General features: G+C 67.2%; 11 protein-coding genes and 1 tRNA gene. All 12 read left to right on the top strand.

The features are described from left to right. The first annotated feature begins 238 nt into the window (after nucleotides 1-238). On the top strand, nucleotides 239-2,143 hold the full coding sequence (thrS, locus tag AB3X10_RS09265; protein WP_369980958.1) for a threonine--tRNA ligase: 1,905 nt from the start codon (nucleotides 239-241) through the stop codon (nucleotides 2,141-2,143). 48 nt (nucleotides 2,144-2,191) lie between these two features. After that, nucleotides 2,192-2,731, top strand: coding sequence for a translation initiation factor IF-3 (gene infC, locus AB3X10_RS09270; RefSeq protein WP_128421689.1), 540 nt, complete (start codon nucleotides 2,192-2,194; stop codon nucleotides 2,729-2,731). Between the two features lie 372 nt (nucleotides 2,732-3,103). After that, a complete protein-coding gene (gene rpmI, locus AB3X10_RS09275) occupies nucleotides 3,104-3,301 on the top strand; it encodes a 50S ribosomal protein L35 (protein ID WP_002811096.1) in 198 nt (65 codons plus the stop codon). A 10-nt stretch (nucleotides 3,302-3,311) separates the two neighbouring features. After that, on the top strand, nucleotides 3,312-3,671 hold the full coding sequence (gene rplT / locus AB3X10_RS09280) for a 50S ribosomal protein L20 (RefSeq protein WP_128421688.1): 360 nt from the start codon (nucleotides 3,312-3,314) through the stop codon (nucleotides 3,669-3,671). Between the two features lie 198 nt (nucleotides 3,672-3,869). After that, on the top strand, nucleotides 3,870-4,865 hold the full coding sequence (gene pheS, locus AB3X10_RS09285; protein WP_369980961.1) for a phenylalanine--tRNA ligase subunit alpha: 996 nt from the start codon (nucleotides 3,870-3,872) through the stop codon (nucleotides 4,863-4,865). Nucleotides 4,866-4,987: 122 nt separating this feature from the next. Further along, nucleotides 4,988-7,366, top strand: a complete 2,379-nt coding sequence (gene pheT, locus AB3X10_RS09290) for a phenylalanine--tRNA ligase subunit beta (RefSeq protein WP_369980963.1) — start codon at nucleotides 4,988-4,990, stop codon at nucleotides 7,364-7,366. A gap of 21 nt (nucleotides 7,367-7,387) precedes the next feature. After that, nucleotides 7,388-7,687, top strand: a complete 300-nt coding sequence (locus AB3X10_RS09295) for an integration host factor subunit alpha (protein ID WP_003466661.1) — start codon at nucleotides 7,388-7,390, stop codon at nucleotides 7,685-7,687. Next, a complete protein-coding gene (locus AB3X10_RS09300; protein WP_009597860.1) occupies nucleotides 7,668-8,024 on the top strand; it encodes a MerR family transcriptional regulator in 357 nt (118 codons plus the stop codon). Before AB3X10_RS09295 ends, AB3X10_RS09300 begins: the two co-directional genes overlap by 20 nt. A gap of 98 nt (nucleotides 8,025-8,122) precedes the next feature. Next, nucleotides 8,123-8,199 (top strand) — tRNA-Pro (locus tag AB3X10_RS09305). A gap of 619 nt (nucleotides 8,200-8,818) precedes the next feature. Continuing rightward, on the top strand, nucleotides 8,819-9,517 hold the full coding sequence (locus AB3X10_RS09310) for a polysaccharide biosynthesis/export family protein (protein WP_145705921.1): 699 nt from the start codon (nucleotides 8,819-8,821) through the stop codon (nucleotides 9,515-9,517). Then, nucleotides 9,499-10,926, top strand: a complete 1,428-nt coding sequence (locus AB3X10_RS09315; RefSeq protein ID WP_369981747.1) for a GumC family protein — start codon at nucleotides 9,499-9,501, stop codon at nucleotides 10,924-10,926. Before AB3X10_RS09310 ends, AB3X10_RS09315 begins: the two co-directional genes overlap by 19 nt. A gap of 316 nt (nucleotides 10,927-11,242) precedes the next feature. Beyond that, entirely contained in the window at nucleotides 11,243-12,703 is a 1,461-nt protein-coding gene (locus AB3X10_RS09320; protein WP_369980966.1) for an undecaprenyl-phosphate glucose phosphotransferase, read from the top strand. Nucleotides 12,704-12,742 lie beyond the last annotated feature (39 nt).

Consider the following 12,742-nt stretch of genomic DNA (forward strand, 5'->3'; position numbering starts at 1 on the left):
CCACCCAAATGCGTTACCATTTGGTAATTCTTCAATGCGGAACTACGGGTGGCCCGCGGCAACGCCGGCCGAGCGTGCGACATGAGCACTACCATCGCCCCAGCATGAAACCCCGTCCAAGGCTGTCCGAGCAGGCGCCCTTGTGGCGCCTTCTTTGTATCCCGCGCCTTGCGCCGCCGGTTTCCGGCGCGCCGCGGGAAACGCCCGACCCGTCTCGCTCCCCTTCTTGCCGACTCCCATGATCACGATCACGCTCCCCGACGGCAGCCGCCGCGAATTCGAACACCCCGTCAGCCCCATGGACGTGGCCCAGTCCATCGGCCCGGGCCTGGCCAAGGCGACCATCGCCGGCCAGGTCGACGGCCGCCTGGTCGACGCCTGCGACCTCATCGAGCACGACGCCAGCCTGCGCCTGATTACCGCCAAGGACGCCGAGGGCGTGGAGATCATCCGCCACTCCTGCGCGCACCTGGTCGGCCATGCGGTCAAGCAGCTGTACCCCGAGGTCAAGATGGTGATCGGCCCGGTCATCGCCGAAGGTTTCTACTACGACATCTACAGCGAGCGCCCGTTCACCCCCGAGGACATGGCCGCGATCGAGCAGCGCATGCAGCAGCTGATCGCGCAGGACTACGACGTGGTCAAGAAGGTCACCCCGCGCGCCGAGGTGGTGGAGCTGTTCCGGCAGCGCGGCGAGGACTACAAGCTGCGCCTGATCGAGGACATGCCCGACGACGTCACCGCGATGGGCCTGTACTACCACCAGGAATACGTGGACATGTGCCGCGGCCCGCACGTGCCCAATACGCGCTTTCTCAAGGCGTTCAAGCTGACCCGCATCTCCGGCGCCTACTGGCGCGGCGACGCCAAGAACGAGCAGCTGCAGCGCATCTACGGCACCGCCTGGGCCGACAAGAAGCAGCTGGACGCCTACATCCTGCGCATGGAGGAAGCGGACAAGCGCGACCACCGCAAGATCGGCAAGCAGCAGGGCCTGTTCCACCTGCAGGAAGAGGGTCCGGGCCTGGTGTTCTGGCATCCCAAGGGCTGGTCGATCTGGCAGGTGGTCGAGCAGTACATGCGCAAGGTGTACCGCGACAGCGGCTACGGCGAGGTGCGCTGCCCGCAGATCCTGGACGTGTCGCTGTGGCAGAAGTCCGGCCACTGGGACAACTACCAGGACAACATGTTCTTCACCGAGTCGGAGAAGCGCACCTACGCGGTCAAGCCGATGAATTGCCCCGGCCACGTGCAGGTGTTCAACCAGGGCCTGCACAGCTACCGCGACCTGCCGATCCGCTACGGCGAGTTCGGCGCCTGCCACCGCAACGAGCCGTCCGGCGCGCTGCACGGCATCCTGCGCGTGCGCGGCTTCACCCAGGACGACGGCCACATCTTCTGCACCGAAGAGCAGATCGAGTCCGAGGTCACCGCCTTCCACCTGCAGGCGCTGAAGGTCTATGCGGATTTCGGTTTCTCCGACATTTCGGTGAAGCTGGCGCTGCGTCCGGACAAGCGTATCGGTACCGACGAATTTTGGGACCGCACCGAGGAGACGCTGCGCCGCGCGCTGCGCGCGGTGAACGTGGAATGGGAGGAGCTGCCGGGCGAGGGCGCTTTCTACGCGCCCAAGATCGAGTACCACCTCAAGGACGCGATCGGCCGCACCTGGCAGCTGGGCACCATGCAGGTCGACTACTTCATGCCCGAGCGCCTCGGCGCCGAGTACGTGGACGAGCAGAGCCAGCGCCAAACCCCGGTCATGCTGCACCGGGCCATCGTCGGCTCGATGGAGCGGTTCATCGGCATCCTGATCGAGCACCATGCCGGTGCGTTCCCGGCCTGGCTGTCGCCGGTGCAGGCGATGGTGATGAACATCACCGATGCCCAGGCCGACTATGTAGACAGCGTGCGGAAACTCCTTGCAAATCAAGGCTTCCGCATCGAGGCCGATTTGCGGAACGAAAAAATCGGCTATAAGATTCGCGAACACACGCTGCAGCGGGTGCCGTACCTGCTGGTGGCGGGCGACCGCGAGAAGGAAAACGGCGCCATTGCAGTGCGCACGCGATCGGGGGAGGATCTGGGAACCATGTCGGTTGCCGCCTTCGCCGAACGGCTGCGTTCCGAGCAGCTGGCGTAAGACAACCCCGATGCGGGCGGAGCCTCCGCCCGTGTCGGTCCGATTCCCCTGGGAGATTGCAACATCAGTACCCCTGACAACAAACAGAACCGCAAGAACCAAGAGATCCGCGTCCCGCGCGTTCGCGTGATCGGCGCGGACGGCGAGATGGTCGGCGTGTTGACCCGCGACGAAGCGCTGGCGCTGGCCGAAGAGGATGGACTCGACCTGGTCGAGATCCAGCCGCAGGCCGACCCGCCGGTCTGCAAGATCATGGACTTCGGCAAGTTCAAGTTCGAGCAGCAGAAGAAGGCGAACGAAGCCAAGAAAAAGACCAAGCAGGTCGAGATCAAGGAAATCAAGTTCCGTCCGGTCACGGACGAGGGCGATTACCAGATCAAGCTGCGCAACATGCGCCGCTTCCTCGAAGAGGGCGACAAGGTCAAGGTCAACATCCGCTTCCGTGGCCGCGAGATGAGCCACCAGGAACTGGGACGCGAAATGGCGTCGCGGATCGAGGCCGACCTCGGCGAAGACATCGTCATCGAATCGCGTCCGCGCCTGGAAGGCCGGCAGATGGTGATGATGATCGCGCCGAAGAAGCGCTGACCGCACAGGTCAGGATCGCGCCCCGCCCCTGTGCGGGCGCGCGGCCACCCCGGGCGCCTGCCGGCGCCCTTTGTGTTTCCCGATCGTCGCGTCGCAGCGCTGCGCGCTTGCGGCGTGGCCGCGCACCGCCCAGCCTTTGCGAATCCCGAATCCCCGCGCACAGGCGCCCGGATCGAAATGCATGATTTGCAAGGCATTCCAAGCCCTGGCATAATGCGCGGCCCAGTTCATCGGGTTTGCCGTTCGCGCGGCAACAGGACCCGCCCCGATCCTTTGAGGATCAAGGGCTTACAAGCCGGTACGGGCACGGACGGAAAGCGTGGCAGCAGCCACCGCCCTGACCAGTGACAAAACACCATCAAGGACATAGCAATGCCCAAGATCAAGACCAACCGGGCGGCGGCCAAGCGTTTCCGCAAGACCGCCTCCGGCAAGTACAAGTGCGGCCACGCCAACCGTAGCCATATCCTCACCAAGAAAGCGACCAAGCGGAAGCGCAACCTGCGGCAGACGAACCATGTTCGTGCCGAGGACGCTGGCCGTCTTGACCGTATGCTGCCTTACCTCTGAGGACTGAACCATGGCTCGAGTAAAACGTGGCGTCCAGGCACGCCGTCGTCACAAGAAAGTTCTGAACCTGGCCAAGGGCTACTACAACGCCCGCCGCAAGGTCTTCCGCGTCGCCAAGCAGGCGGTGATCAAGGCGCAGCAGTACGCCTACATCGGCCGCAAGCAGAAGAAGCGCAATTTCCGTTCGCTGTGGATCACCCGCATCAATGCGGCGGCCCGCATCAACGGCCTGAGCTACAGCCGTTTCATGAACGGCCTGCTCAAGGCCGGCATCACCCTGGACCGCAAGGTGCTGGCGGATATCGCCGTGCACGACGCGCAGGGCTTTGCCGCCTTGGCGGAGAAGGCAAAGGGCGCGCTGGCGGCATAAGTGCGAGTCCCTCGCAGGAGCCCGCACATCCATGTGCGGGTTTTCAACGAGGCGCCATCGCAGACATGCAGGGGAAGGGCGCGAGTCCTTCCCCTTTTTGCGTTTTGGGCATCCCGGTTGCGGGGTCGATCCTGTCGCGGGATGTCTCCGGGCGCGGGATCCGGATCGGGTGGTCGGCTGAAGTGAGGCGCGAGTGCAATGAGTGAGATCCAATCCCTGAGCGGGCAGGCGCTGGCGGACATCGCCGCGGCCCACAGTCCCGAAGCGCTGGAGCAGCTGCGCGTCGCGCTGCTGGGCAAGAGCGGCAGCATCACCGCGCAGCTCAAGCAGCTCGGCGCGCTGCCGCCGGAGCAGCGCAAGCTGGCCGGCGAGGCGATCAACCAGGCGCGCGATGCGGTCTCCGCGGCGCTGGCCGAACGCCGCGCGCTGCTGGAAGGCGCGGCGCTGGACGCGCGCCTGGCCGCCGAGCGCATCGACGTGACCCTGCCGGGCCGGCGCGGCGAGCGCGGCGGGCTGCATCCGGTCACGCGCACGCTGGAGCGCATCACCGAGATCTTCGCGCGGCTGGGCTACGAGCTGTCCGACGGCCCGGAGATCGAGGACGACTGGCACAACTTCGAGGCGCTGAACTTCCCGCCGCACCATCCGGCGCGGGCGATGCACGACACCTTCTACTTCGGCGACGGGCGCCTGCTGCGCACCCACACCTCCGGCGTGCAGGTGCGCTACATGGGCGAGCACGCGCCGCCGCTGCGCATGATCGCCGCCGGCAAGGTCTACCGCAGCGACAGCGACCAGACCCATTCGCCGATGTTCCACCAGGTCGAAGGCCTGCTGGTCGACGAGCATTCCACCTTCGCCGACCTCAAGGGCACCCTGTCCGAGTTCGTGCGCGCGTTCTTCGAGCGCGATTTCGAAATGCGCTTCCGCCCCAGCTACTTCCCGTTCGTCGAACCCGGCGCGGAAGTGGACATCGCCTGGCAGCAGCCCGACGGCAGCACCCGCTGGCTGGAGGTGCTCGGCTGCGGCATGGTCCATCCGAACGTGCTGCGCAGCGTCGGCATCGATCCGGAGCGCTACACCGGCTTCGCCTTCGGCATGGGCGTGGAGCGCTTCGCGATGCTGCGCTACGGCGTCAACGACCTGCGCGCGTTCTTCGAGAACGATGTGCGGTTCCTCAGGCAGTTCGCCTGAGGGCCGGGATTGGGGAGTCGGGATTGGGGATTCGCGGAAGCGGGTTCCTCCCCGATTGCTCCAGTCCCGCATGAACCCGCTCTTGCGAATCCCCAATCCCGACTCCCCAATCCCGGCCTCTCATGAAATTCAGCGAAAACTGGTTGCGCAGCCACGTCCCCACCCAGGCCACGCGCGATGAACTGGCCGCGACCCTGACCGCCATCGGCCTGGAGGTCGAGGAGGTCACGCCGCTCGGCGAGTCGCTGCAGCAGGTGGTGGTGGCGCGCATCGTCGAAGCGGCGCGGCATCCGGAAGCCGACCGGCTGCAGGTGTGCCAGGTCGATGCCGGGCAGGGCGCCTTGCTGCAGATCGTCTGCGGCGCGCCGAACGCGCGTGCCGGGCTGGTCGCGCCGCTGGCGCTGGTCGGCGCCCAGGTCGGCGGCATCGCGATCAAGGCGGCCAAGCTGCGCGGCGTCGAGTCCAACGGCATGCTGTGCTCGGCCAAGGAACTGGGCCTGGACAGCGACGCGTCCGGCCTGTTCGAACTGCCCGACGACGCGCCGATCGGCCAGGCGCTGGCCGAGTACCTGGGCCTGCCCGACGCCAGCATCGAGATCAAGCTGACCCCGAACCGCGCCGACTGCTTCGGCGTGCGCGGCATCGCCTACGACGTGGCCGCGGCCTGCGCCAGCGAAGTGCTGCCGTTCGCGGCCGCGCCGGTCGCCGTCGCCAGCGAGCGCCGCCTGGACGTGCGCCTGCAGGCGGGCGGCGATGCGCCGCGCTATTGCGGCCGCGTCGTCGAGGACCTGGACCCGGCGGCGAAGACGCCGCTGTGGATGGCCGAACGCCTGCGCCGCAGCGGCGTGCGTCCGGTCTCGCTGCTGGTCGACATCACCCAGTACGTGATGCTGGAGCTGGGCCAGCCGATGCATGCCTTCGACCTGGACACGCTGCACGGCCCGATCGGCGTGCGCCGCGCGCGCGCCGGCGAGACGCTGAAGCTGCTCGATGGCCGCGACGCGGCGCTCGACGACGGCTTCCTGGCCGTCACCGACGGCGACCGCGTGGTCGCGCTGGCCGGGCTGATGGGCGGCCACGACACCCGCGTCACGGACGCGACCCGGCACGTGTTCCTGGAGGCCGCGCATTTCGCGCCGGCGGCGATCATGGGCCGCGGCCGCAAGCTCGGCCTGCACACCGATGCCGGCCACCGCTTCGAGCGCGGCGTGGATCCGGCGCTGCCGCGGCCGGCGCTGGAGCTGGCGACGCGGCTGGTGCTGGAGCTGGCCGGCGGCCGCGCCGGCCCGGTGGTCGAGGCCGAGCTGCCCGAGCACCTGCCGACGCCGGCGCCGATCGCGCTGCGCCGCGCGCGCATCGTGCGCGTGCTCGGCATCGAGATCGCCGATGCCGAGGTCGAGCGCATCCTGCGCGCGCTGGGCATGGAGGTCGCCGCGGCCGCCAATGGCTGGCAGGTCACCGCGCCGAGCCGGCGCTTCGACATCGCCCTGGAAGAGGATCTGATCGAGGAACTGGCGCGCATCCACGGCTACGACCGGCTGCCGACCACGCTGCCCGGCGGCGCCTCGCGCATCGCCATGGGCAGCGAGACGCAACTGGACGAACTGAGCGTGCGCCGCCAGCTGGTCGCGCGCGAGATGCTGGAAACCATCAACTACGCCTTCGTCGACGCGGCCCTGCTGGACCAGTGGGGCCTGGACGAGGGGCGCGTGGTACTGGCCAATCCGCTCAGCGCCGAACTGGCGGTGATGCGCCCGTCGCTGTTGCCGGGGCTGGTCGCGGCGCTGGGCCGCAATGTCGCCCGCCAGGCCGGGCGGGTGCGCCTGTTCGAACTGGGCAAGGTGTTCGCGGCGGCCGCAACCGCCGGCGCCGCGCCGGCGGAGACGCAGCGCGTGGCCGCGGCGGTGTGCGGCGATGCCGACGCGCTGCAATGGGGCCTGCCGTCGCGCAAGGTCGACTTCCACGACCTGAAGGGTGACCTGGACGCGCTGGCCAGCGCCGCCGGCGCGCGCCTGGACTACCGTCCGTCGGCGCTGCCGTTCGCGCATCCGACCCGGTCGGCCGACGTGTACCGCGACGGCGCGCGGATCGGCTGGATCGGCCAGCTGCATCCGCGGTTGCTGCAGGCGCTGCAGATCGACGTGGACGTGCTCGGTTTCGAGCTGGACCTGGCGCCGCTGGCCGCGCGCGCGCTGCCGCGCGCCGCCGAGCTGTCGCGGTTCCCGTCGGTGCGCCGCGACCTGGCGTTCCTGGTGCCGGAGGCGGTGGCCTGGTCGGCGTTGGCCGGCAGCGTGCGCGGCGCGGTCGGGCCGCTGCTGCGCGAGGTGGTGCTGTTCGACCGCTACGTCGGTCCCGGGGTCGAGGCGGGTTTCAAGAGTCTCGCTATGGGCTTGATTTTGCAGGACAACTCGCGCACTCTGACGGATCGCGATGTGGATGCAGTGGTCGCCGATGCAGTGGCGGCGCTGGCGCGCGAACACGATGCGCGGATTCGCGGCTGAGACGTAGGGGATAGCAGGGCAATGGCGTTGACCAAAGCGGAAATGGCCGAACGGTTGTTCGACGAAGTCGGGCTGAACAAGCGCGAGGCCAAGGAATTCGTCGATGCTTTCTTCGATGTGCTGCGCGATGCGCTGGAGCAGGGCCGGCAGGTGAAGCTGTCCGGCTTCGGCAACTTCGATCTGCGCCGCAAGAACCAACGGCCCGGTCGCAATCCCAAGACCGGCGAAGAAATCCCGATCTCGGCGCGGACGGTGGTGACCTTCCGCCCGGGACAGAAGCTCAAGGAGCGAGTGGAGGCTTATGCTGGACCCGGGCAGTAACCGCGAACTTCCGCCGATTCCGGCCAAGCGCTACTTCACCATCGGTGAGGTCAGCGAGCTGTGCGACGTCAAGCCGCACGTGCTGCGCTACTGGGAGACCGAATTCCCCAGCCTGGAACCGGTCAAGCGCCGCGGCAACCGGCGTTACTACCAGCGCCACGACGTGCTGATGGTGCGGCAGATCCGCAGCCTGCTGTACGAACAGGGCTATACGATCGGCGGCGCGCGCCTGCGCCTGGAAGGCGAGGGCGCCCGCCAGGAGTCGGCGTTGAGCAACCAGATCATCAAGCAGGTGCGCCAGGAACTGGAAGAAGTACTGCAGTTGCTGCGGCGTTGAGCGGCAGCGGCGCAGGCGGCTAGGAATGGCAGCGCCAATCCCGCTATAATCGCCAGCTCGCCGCGAGGCGGGACCGCCGCAACGGCGGACGTTTTTACCGGGGTATAGCGCAGCCTGGTAGCGCACTAGTCTGGGGGACTAGTGGTCGTCGGTTCGAATCCGGCTACCCCGACCATCTTCGAAGGCCCATGTCAGCGACATGGGCCTTTTTTGTTTCGCGCCCTCCGGGCCGCGCCGGCGTTGGCGGCATGGCCGGCGGCCTGCGCGAGCGCGCCGGGCGAGGATCGGCCGGAGGCCGGCGCCGGTCCTAGCGGCCGCCGGCGTGCCGCGCGTTCGCCGCCGTCGCGCGGCGAACCGCGAGCGCCCGCCGCTCGGACGAGGGTGTAGACAAACGCGCTGGCGCCGGCGCGGGGCCTGCGCAAGCGGCCGGCGGGCCCGGGAGGGACGGGACGGAAACCCGCCACCGAACTGCGGAAGAGGGCCGTCAACCGCTTGACATGCGTCACGTTAACGTCGTGTATTTTGCGACGCCGCTTCGCTTGTCATGCTGAACACTCGGACATGTAGTTGAATCCATCCGGTATAGCGTCAAAAAAATGTCGGCCGATATCTTGGTGAGGGCCGGTAGCTGTGCCATAGTGCACTGCAACACGAGGCTTCGCTGTTGGCCTGGGCAGTCGTCCAAGGCTGGAAATGACACTGCAATCGTCTTACCCGACCGGTGATGGAGCGCTGGCCGGCTGGATGAGTGCGGCGTTCCTAAAACCACTCGACAGAGGGCGTCTGCATCGCGCATGGGTAAACTCTCCGGTACGTTCAACTGGGCATTGTGCTTGGCCCTTTCTTGTCTGGTCTTCCTGTCCGCCTGCAGTACCGGACCGAAGTTGCCGACGGAATTGCCGCCAGGCGATCCGCTGGCCGGTTCCATGGGACAGCCGGAGTACCTGCTCGGCCCCGGCGATCTGCTGACGGTCAAGGTGTTCCAGGTGGACGATCTGGAGCGCCAGGTGCGGGTCGACAACGAGGGCCGCATCTCGCTGCCGCTGGTCGGCGACATCAAGGCCGCCGGACTCAGCGTCAACGCCTTGCAGAAGGACATCACCCAGCGCTACCGCAACGGCTACCTGCAGAACCCGCAGGTGTCGGTGCTGGTCGACGAGTTCACCGGCAACCGGGTCACCGTGACCGGGGCGGTGGGCGAGCCGGGCATCTACCCGATCGCCGGGCCGGCACTGACCCTGCAGCAGGCGCTGGCGCTGGGCAAGGGCGTCAGCGACGTGGCCAGCCGCGGCAACGTGGTGGTGTTCCGCAACGTCGGCGGGCAGAAGATGCTGGCCCGTTTCGATCTGCGCGATATCCAGAAGGGCGCCTCGCCGGATCCTGAAATCTACGGCGGCGACATCGTGGTGGTGTACCGCTCCGATGCGCTCGTGCTGCTGCGCACCGTGGTGCAGCTGACCCCGTTCGTCATGGTCTGGCGGGCATACCGATGAGCACCTCGAGCATGCACACCCGCACCTCCTCGGCGCCGCTGAGCCCGGCCGACATCAGCTTGCTGGATTACTGGAACGCCCTGTACCGGCAGCGCTGGCTGATCGTCGGGATCACCGCGGCGGTCGTGTTGCTGGCGCTGCTGGTAACGTTATTGATGACGCCCAAGTACCGCGCCACCAGCGTGCTGCAGATCGAGCGCGAGTCCTTGAACGTCACCAACGTGGCGAACCTGATGCCGGTGGAATCGCCGCAGGATCGCGACTTCTACCAGACCCAGTACGAACTGCTCGGCAGCCGCTCGCTGGCGCGGGCGGTGATCCGCGAGGCGCGCCTGACCCAGGACCCGGCGTTCAAGCCGCTGGTCGACGAGGCGCTGGAGAAGTTGCAGGGCAATGGCGATGGCCCGGCGCCGTCGCCCGAGGCGCGCGCCACCGCGGCCGAGAACGCGCTGGTCGGCCCGGTGCTGGACGCGCTGACGATCGAGCCGGTGCGCGACTCGCGGCTGGTGCGGATCAACTTCGATTCGCCCGACCGGGTGCTGGCCACGCGCGTGGCCAACACCTACGCCAAGATGTTCATCGCCTCGACCCAGGAGCGGCGCCTGCAGGCGTCCTCGTTCGCCGCCAAGTACCTGTCCGAGCGGCTGGAGCAGCTGCGCGACAAGGTGGAGGAGTCGGAGAAGAACGCGGTCGACTACTCCAGCAAGGAGCAGATCGTGTCGCTGGGCGAGGACAAGCCGTCGCTGCCGACGCAGAACATGAGCGAGTTGAACGTGCGTCTGGCCGCCGCGCAGGATGCGCGGATCAAGGCCGAGTCGGCCTGGCGCCAGGCCGGGATCGGCGACGGCATGGGCCTGCCGCAGGTGATCGCCAGCCCGCTGATCCAGAGCCTGCGCGCCGAGCAGGCCAAGCTGATGGCCGACTACCAGCAGAAGCTGGCCACCTTCCAGCCCGGCTATCCGGAAATGCAGCGCCTGCAGAACCAGATCGCCGAGACCAAGCGCCAGATCGGCAACGAGATCGCCAACATCCGCAGCGCGCTGAAGAACGACTACGAGGCGGCGCGGCAGCAGGAGACGCTGCTGTCCGAGCGCATCTCCAGCCTGAAGAACGACGAGCTGGATCTGCAGACGCGCAGCATCCGCTACAACATGCTGCGGCGCGAAGCCGACACCAACCGCCAGCTCTACGACGCGCTGCTGCAGCGCTACAAGGAGATCGGCGTGGCCGGCAACGTGGGCACCAACAACGTGTCGATCGTCGACCGCGCCGACGTGCCGGGCAAGCCGAGTTCGCCGAAGACCTTGCTGAACCTGGCGCTGGCGTTCGTGTTCGGCCTGTTCTCGGCGATCGCCATCGCCCTGATCCGTTATTTCCTGCGCGAGGCGCAGGCGGCGGCCGCGGCATGAGGCGCGCGGCGCGACCCTTGCTGCGATGCGCCGTGACCGCGATCGCGGCCGCTGCGACGACGCAGGCACATCGTCATGTTTCCTACGCAAATTCTTCAGTGAGGTGATACGTGGTTCAGCTAAGTACAGAGGTGTTCCATTATTTTCCTGACCGGTTGTACGCAGTCGCGCTTTTGTTGAAATAACACGGGCTGCCGTGGACCTGGGGTCGGTGAGGAAGGCACCGCAGCGGTCCACTGGCAGATGAGATCGAGGCTCGCATACGTCGCATGTTCCCCCGCATGCCACCGACCGAGTTTGGATAGGAATCCCGACCATGCTTCTGGCAGACCTGAGTAGCGCCACCTATACGACATCGTCCCCCCGCCTGCTGTCCAAATATGCAGCCGCTGCGGACATCCTGCTACGCGTTTCGGATCTGACGGTCATCGTCGCCGGTGCGCTGGTGACCCACCGCCTGCTGTTCTCCAGCTGGCTGCCGGAAGCGCCCTACCGGGTCGCGATCGGGACCACCTTGCTGTACGCGGTGATCTGCTTCGCGCTGTTCCCGCTGTACCGCAGCTGGCGCGGGCGCGGCCTGCTGCGCGAGATGATGGTGCTGAGCCTGGCCTGCGGCGGGGTGTTCGCGCTGTTCGCGGTGCATGCCTTCGTGGTCCAGTTCGGACAGCAGGTCTCGCGGCTGTGGATCGGCCTGTGGTTCGCCACCAGCCTGGCCACGTTGCTGGTCTCGCGCACCATGGTGCGCGGCGTGCTCAACCACCTGCGCTCGGAAGGCGTGGACGTGCAGCGCGTGGTGGTGGTCGGCCTGCGCCATCCGGTGGTCAAGATCCACAACTACCTGAGCCGCAATCCGTGGGTGGGCATGCAGCTGGTCGGCTATTTCAGCAGCGACTACGACCTGTCGGTGGCCGACCATCCGAAGAAGCTGCAGTGCCTGGGGGCGGGCACGCCGGAATCGCTGATCGACTACCTCAACAACAACGAGGTCGAACAGGTGTGGATCTCGCTGCCGCTGGGCGAGCGCGACCACATCAAGCAGCTGCTGCAGCAGATGGACCGCTACCCGATCCAGGTCAGGCTGATCCCGGACCTGTTCGACTTCGGCATGCTCAACCAGTCCGGCGACCAGATCGGCAACGTGCCGGTGATCAACCTGCGCCAGGGCGGGGTGGACCGCAACACCTACTTCGTGGTGGCCAAGGCGCTGCAGGACAAGGTGGTCGCGTTGGCCGCGCTGGCGATGCTGTGGCCGGTGATGCTGGCGATCGCGGTGGGCGTGAAGCTGAGCTCGCCGGGTCCGGTGTTCTTCCGCCAGCGCCGCCACGGCCTGGGCGGGCGCGAGTTCTACATGTACAAGTTCCGCTCGATGCGCGTGCAGCAGGAGCCGAGCGACGTGGTGGTGCAGGCCAAGCGCGGCGACAGCCGGGTCACCCCGTTCGGCGCGTTCCTGCGCCGCAGCAGCCTGGACGAGCTGCCGCAGCTGTTCAACGTGCTCGGCGGCAGCATGTCGGTGGTGGGGCCGCGTCCGCATGCGGCGCAGCACAACACCCACTACGAAAAGCTGATCAACCACTACATGCAGCGGCATTACGTCAAGCCGGGCATCACCGGCTGGGCCCAGGTCAACGGGTTCCGCGGCGAGACGCCCGAGCTGCGGACGATGAAGAAGCGCATCCAGTACGACCTGGACTACATCCGGCGTTGGTCGCTGTGGCTGGATACGCGGATCATCGTGCTCACCGCAGTGAAGGTGCTCGGGCAGAAGACCGCCTACTGATGCGCCCGATGTACCGTTATCGCGCCGACCGTCCCCACT

Origin of the sequence: Xanthomonas sp. DAR 80977 (assembly GCF_041240605.1) — a bacterium.
Lineage (GTDB): Bacteria > Pseudomonadota > Gammaproteobacteria > Xanthomonadales > Xanthomonadaceae > Xanthomonas_A > Xanthomonas_A bundabergensis.

Excerpts from the sequence above, each read along its gene's own strand:
- thrS (WP_369980958.1), top strand. The coding sequence starts at position 239 with ATGATCACGATCACGCTCCCCGACGGCAGCCGCCGCGAATTCGAACAC.
- rpmI (WP_002811096.1), top strand. The coding sequence starts at position 3,104 with ATGCCCAAGATCAAGACCAACCGGGCGGCGGCCAAGCGTTTCCGCAAG.
- rplT (WP_128421688.1), top strand. The coding sequence starts at position 3,312 with ATGGCTCGAGTAAAACGTGGCGTCCAGGCACGCCGTCGTCACAAGAAA.
- pheS (WP_369980961.1), top strand. The coding sequence starts at position 3,870 with ATGAGTGAGATCCAATCCCTGAGCGGGCAGGCGCTGGCGGACATCGCC.
- pheT (WP_369980963.1), top strand. The coding sequence starts at position 4,988 with ATGAAATTCAGCGAAAACTGGTTGCGCAGCCACGTCCCCACCCAGGCC.
- AB3X10_RS09295 (WP_003466661.1), top strand. The coding sequence starts at position 7,388 with ATGGCGTTGACCAAAGCGGAAATGGCCGAACGGTTGTTCGACGAAGTC.
- AB3X10_RS09300 (WP_009597860.1), top strand. The coding sequence starts at position 7,668 with ATGCTGGACCCGGGCAGTAACCGCGAACTTCCGCCGATTCCGGCCAAG.
- AB3X10_RS09310 (WP_145705921.1), top strand. The coding sequence starts at position 8,819 with ATGGGTAAACTCTCCGGTACGTTCAACTGGGCATTGTGCTTGGCCCTT.
- AB3X10_RS09320 (WP_369980966.1), top strand. The coding sequence starts at position 11,243 with ATGCTTCTGGCAGACCTGAGTAGCGCCACCTATACGACATCGTCCCCC.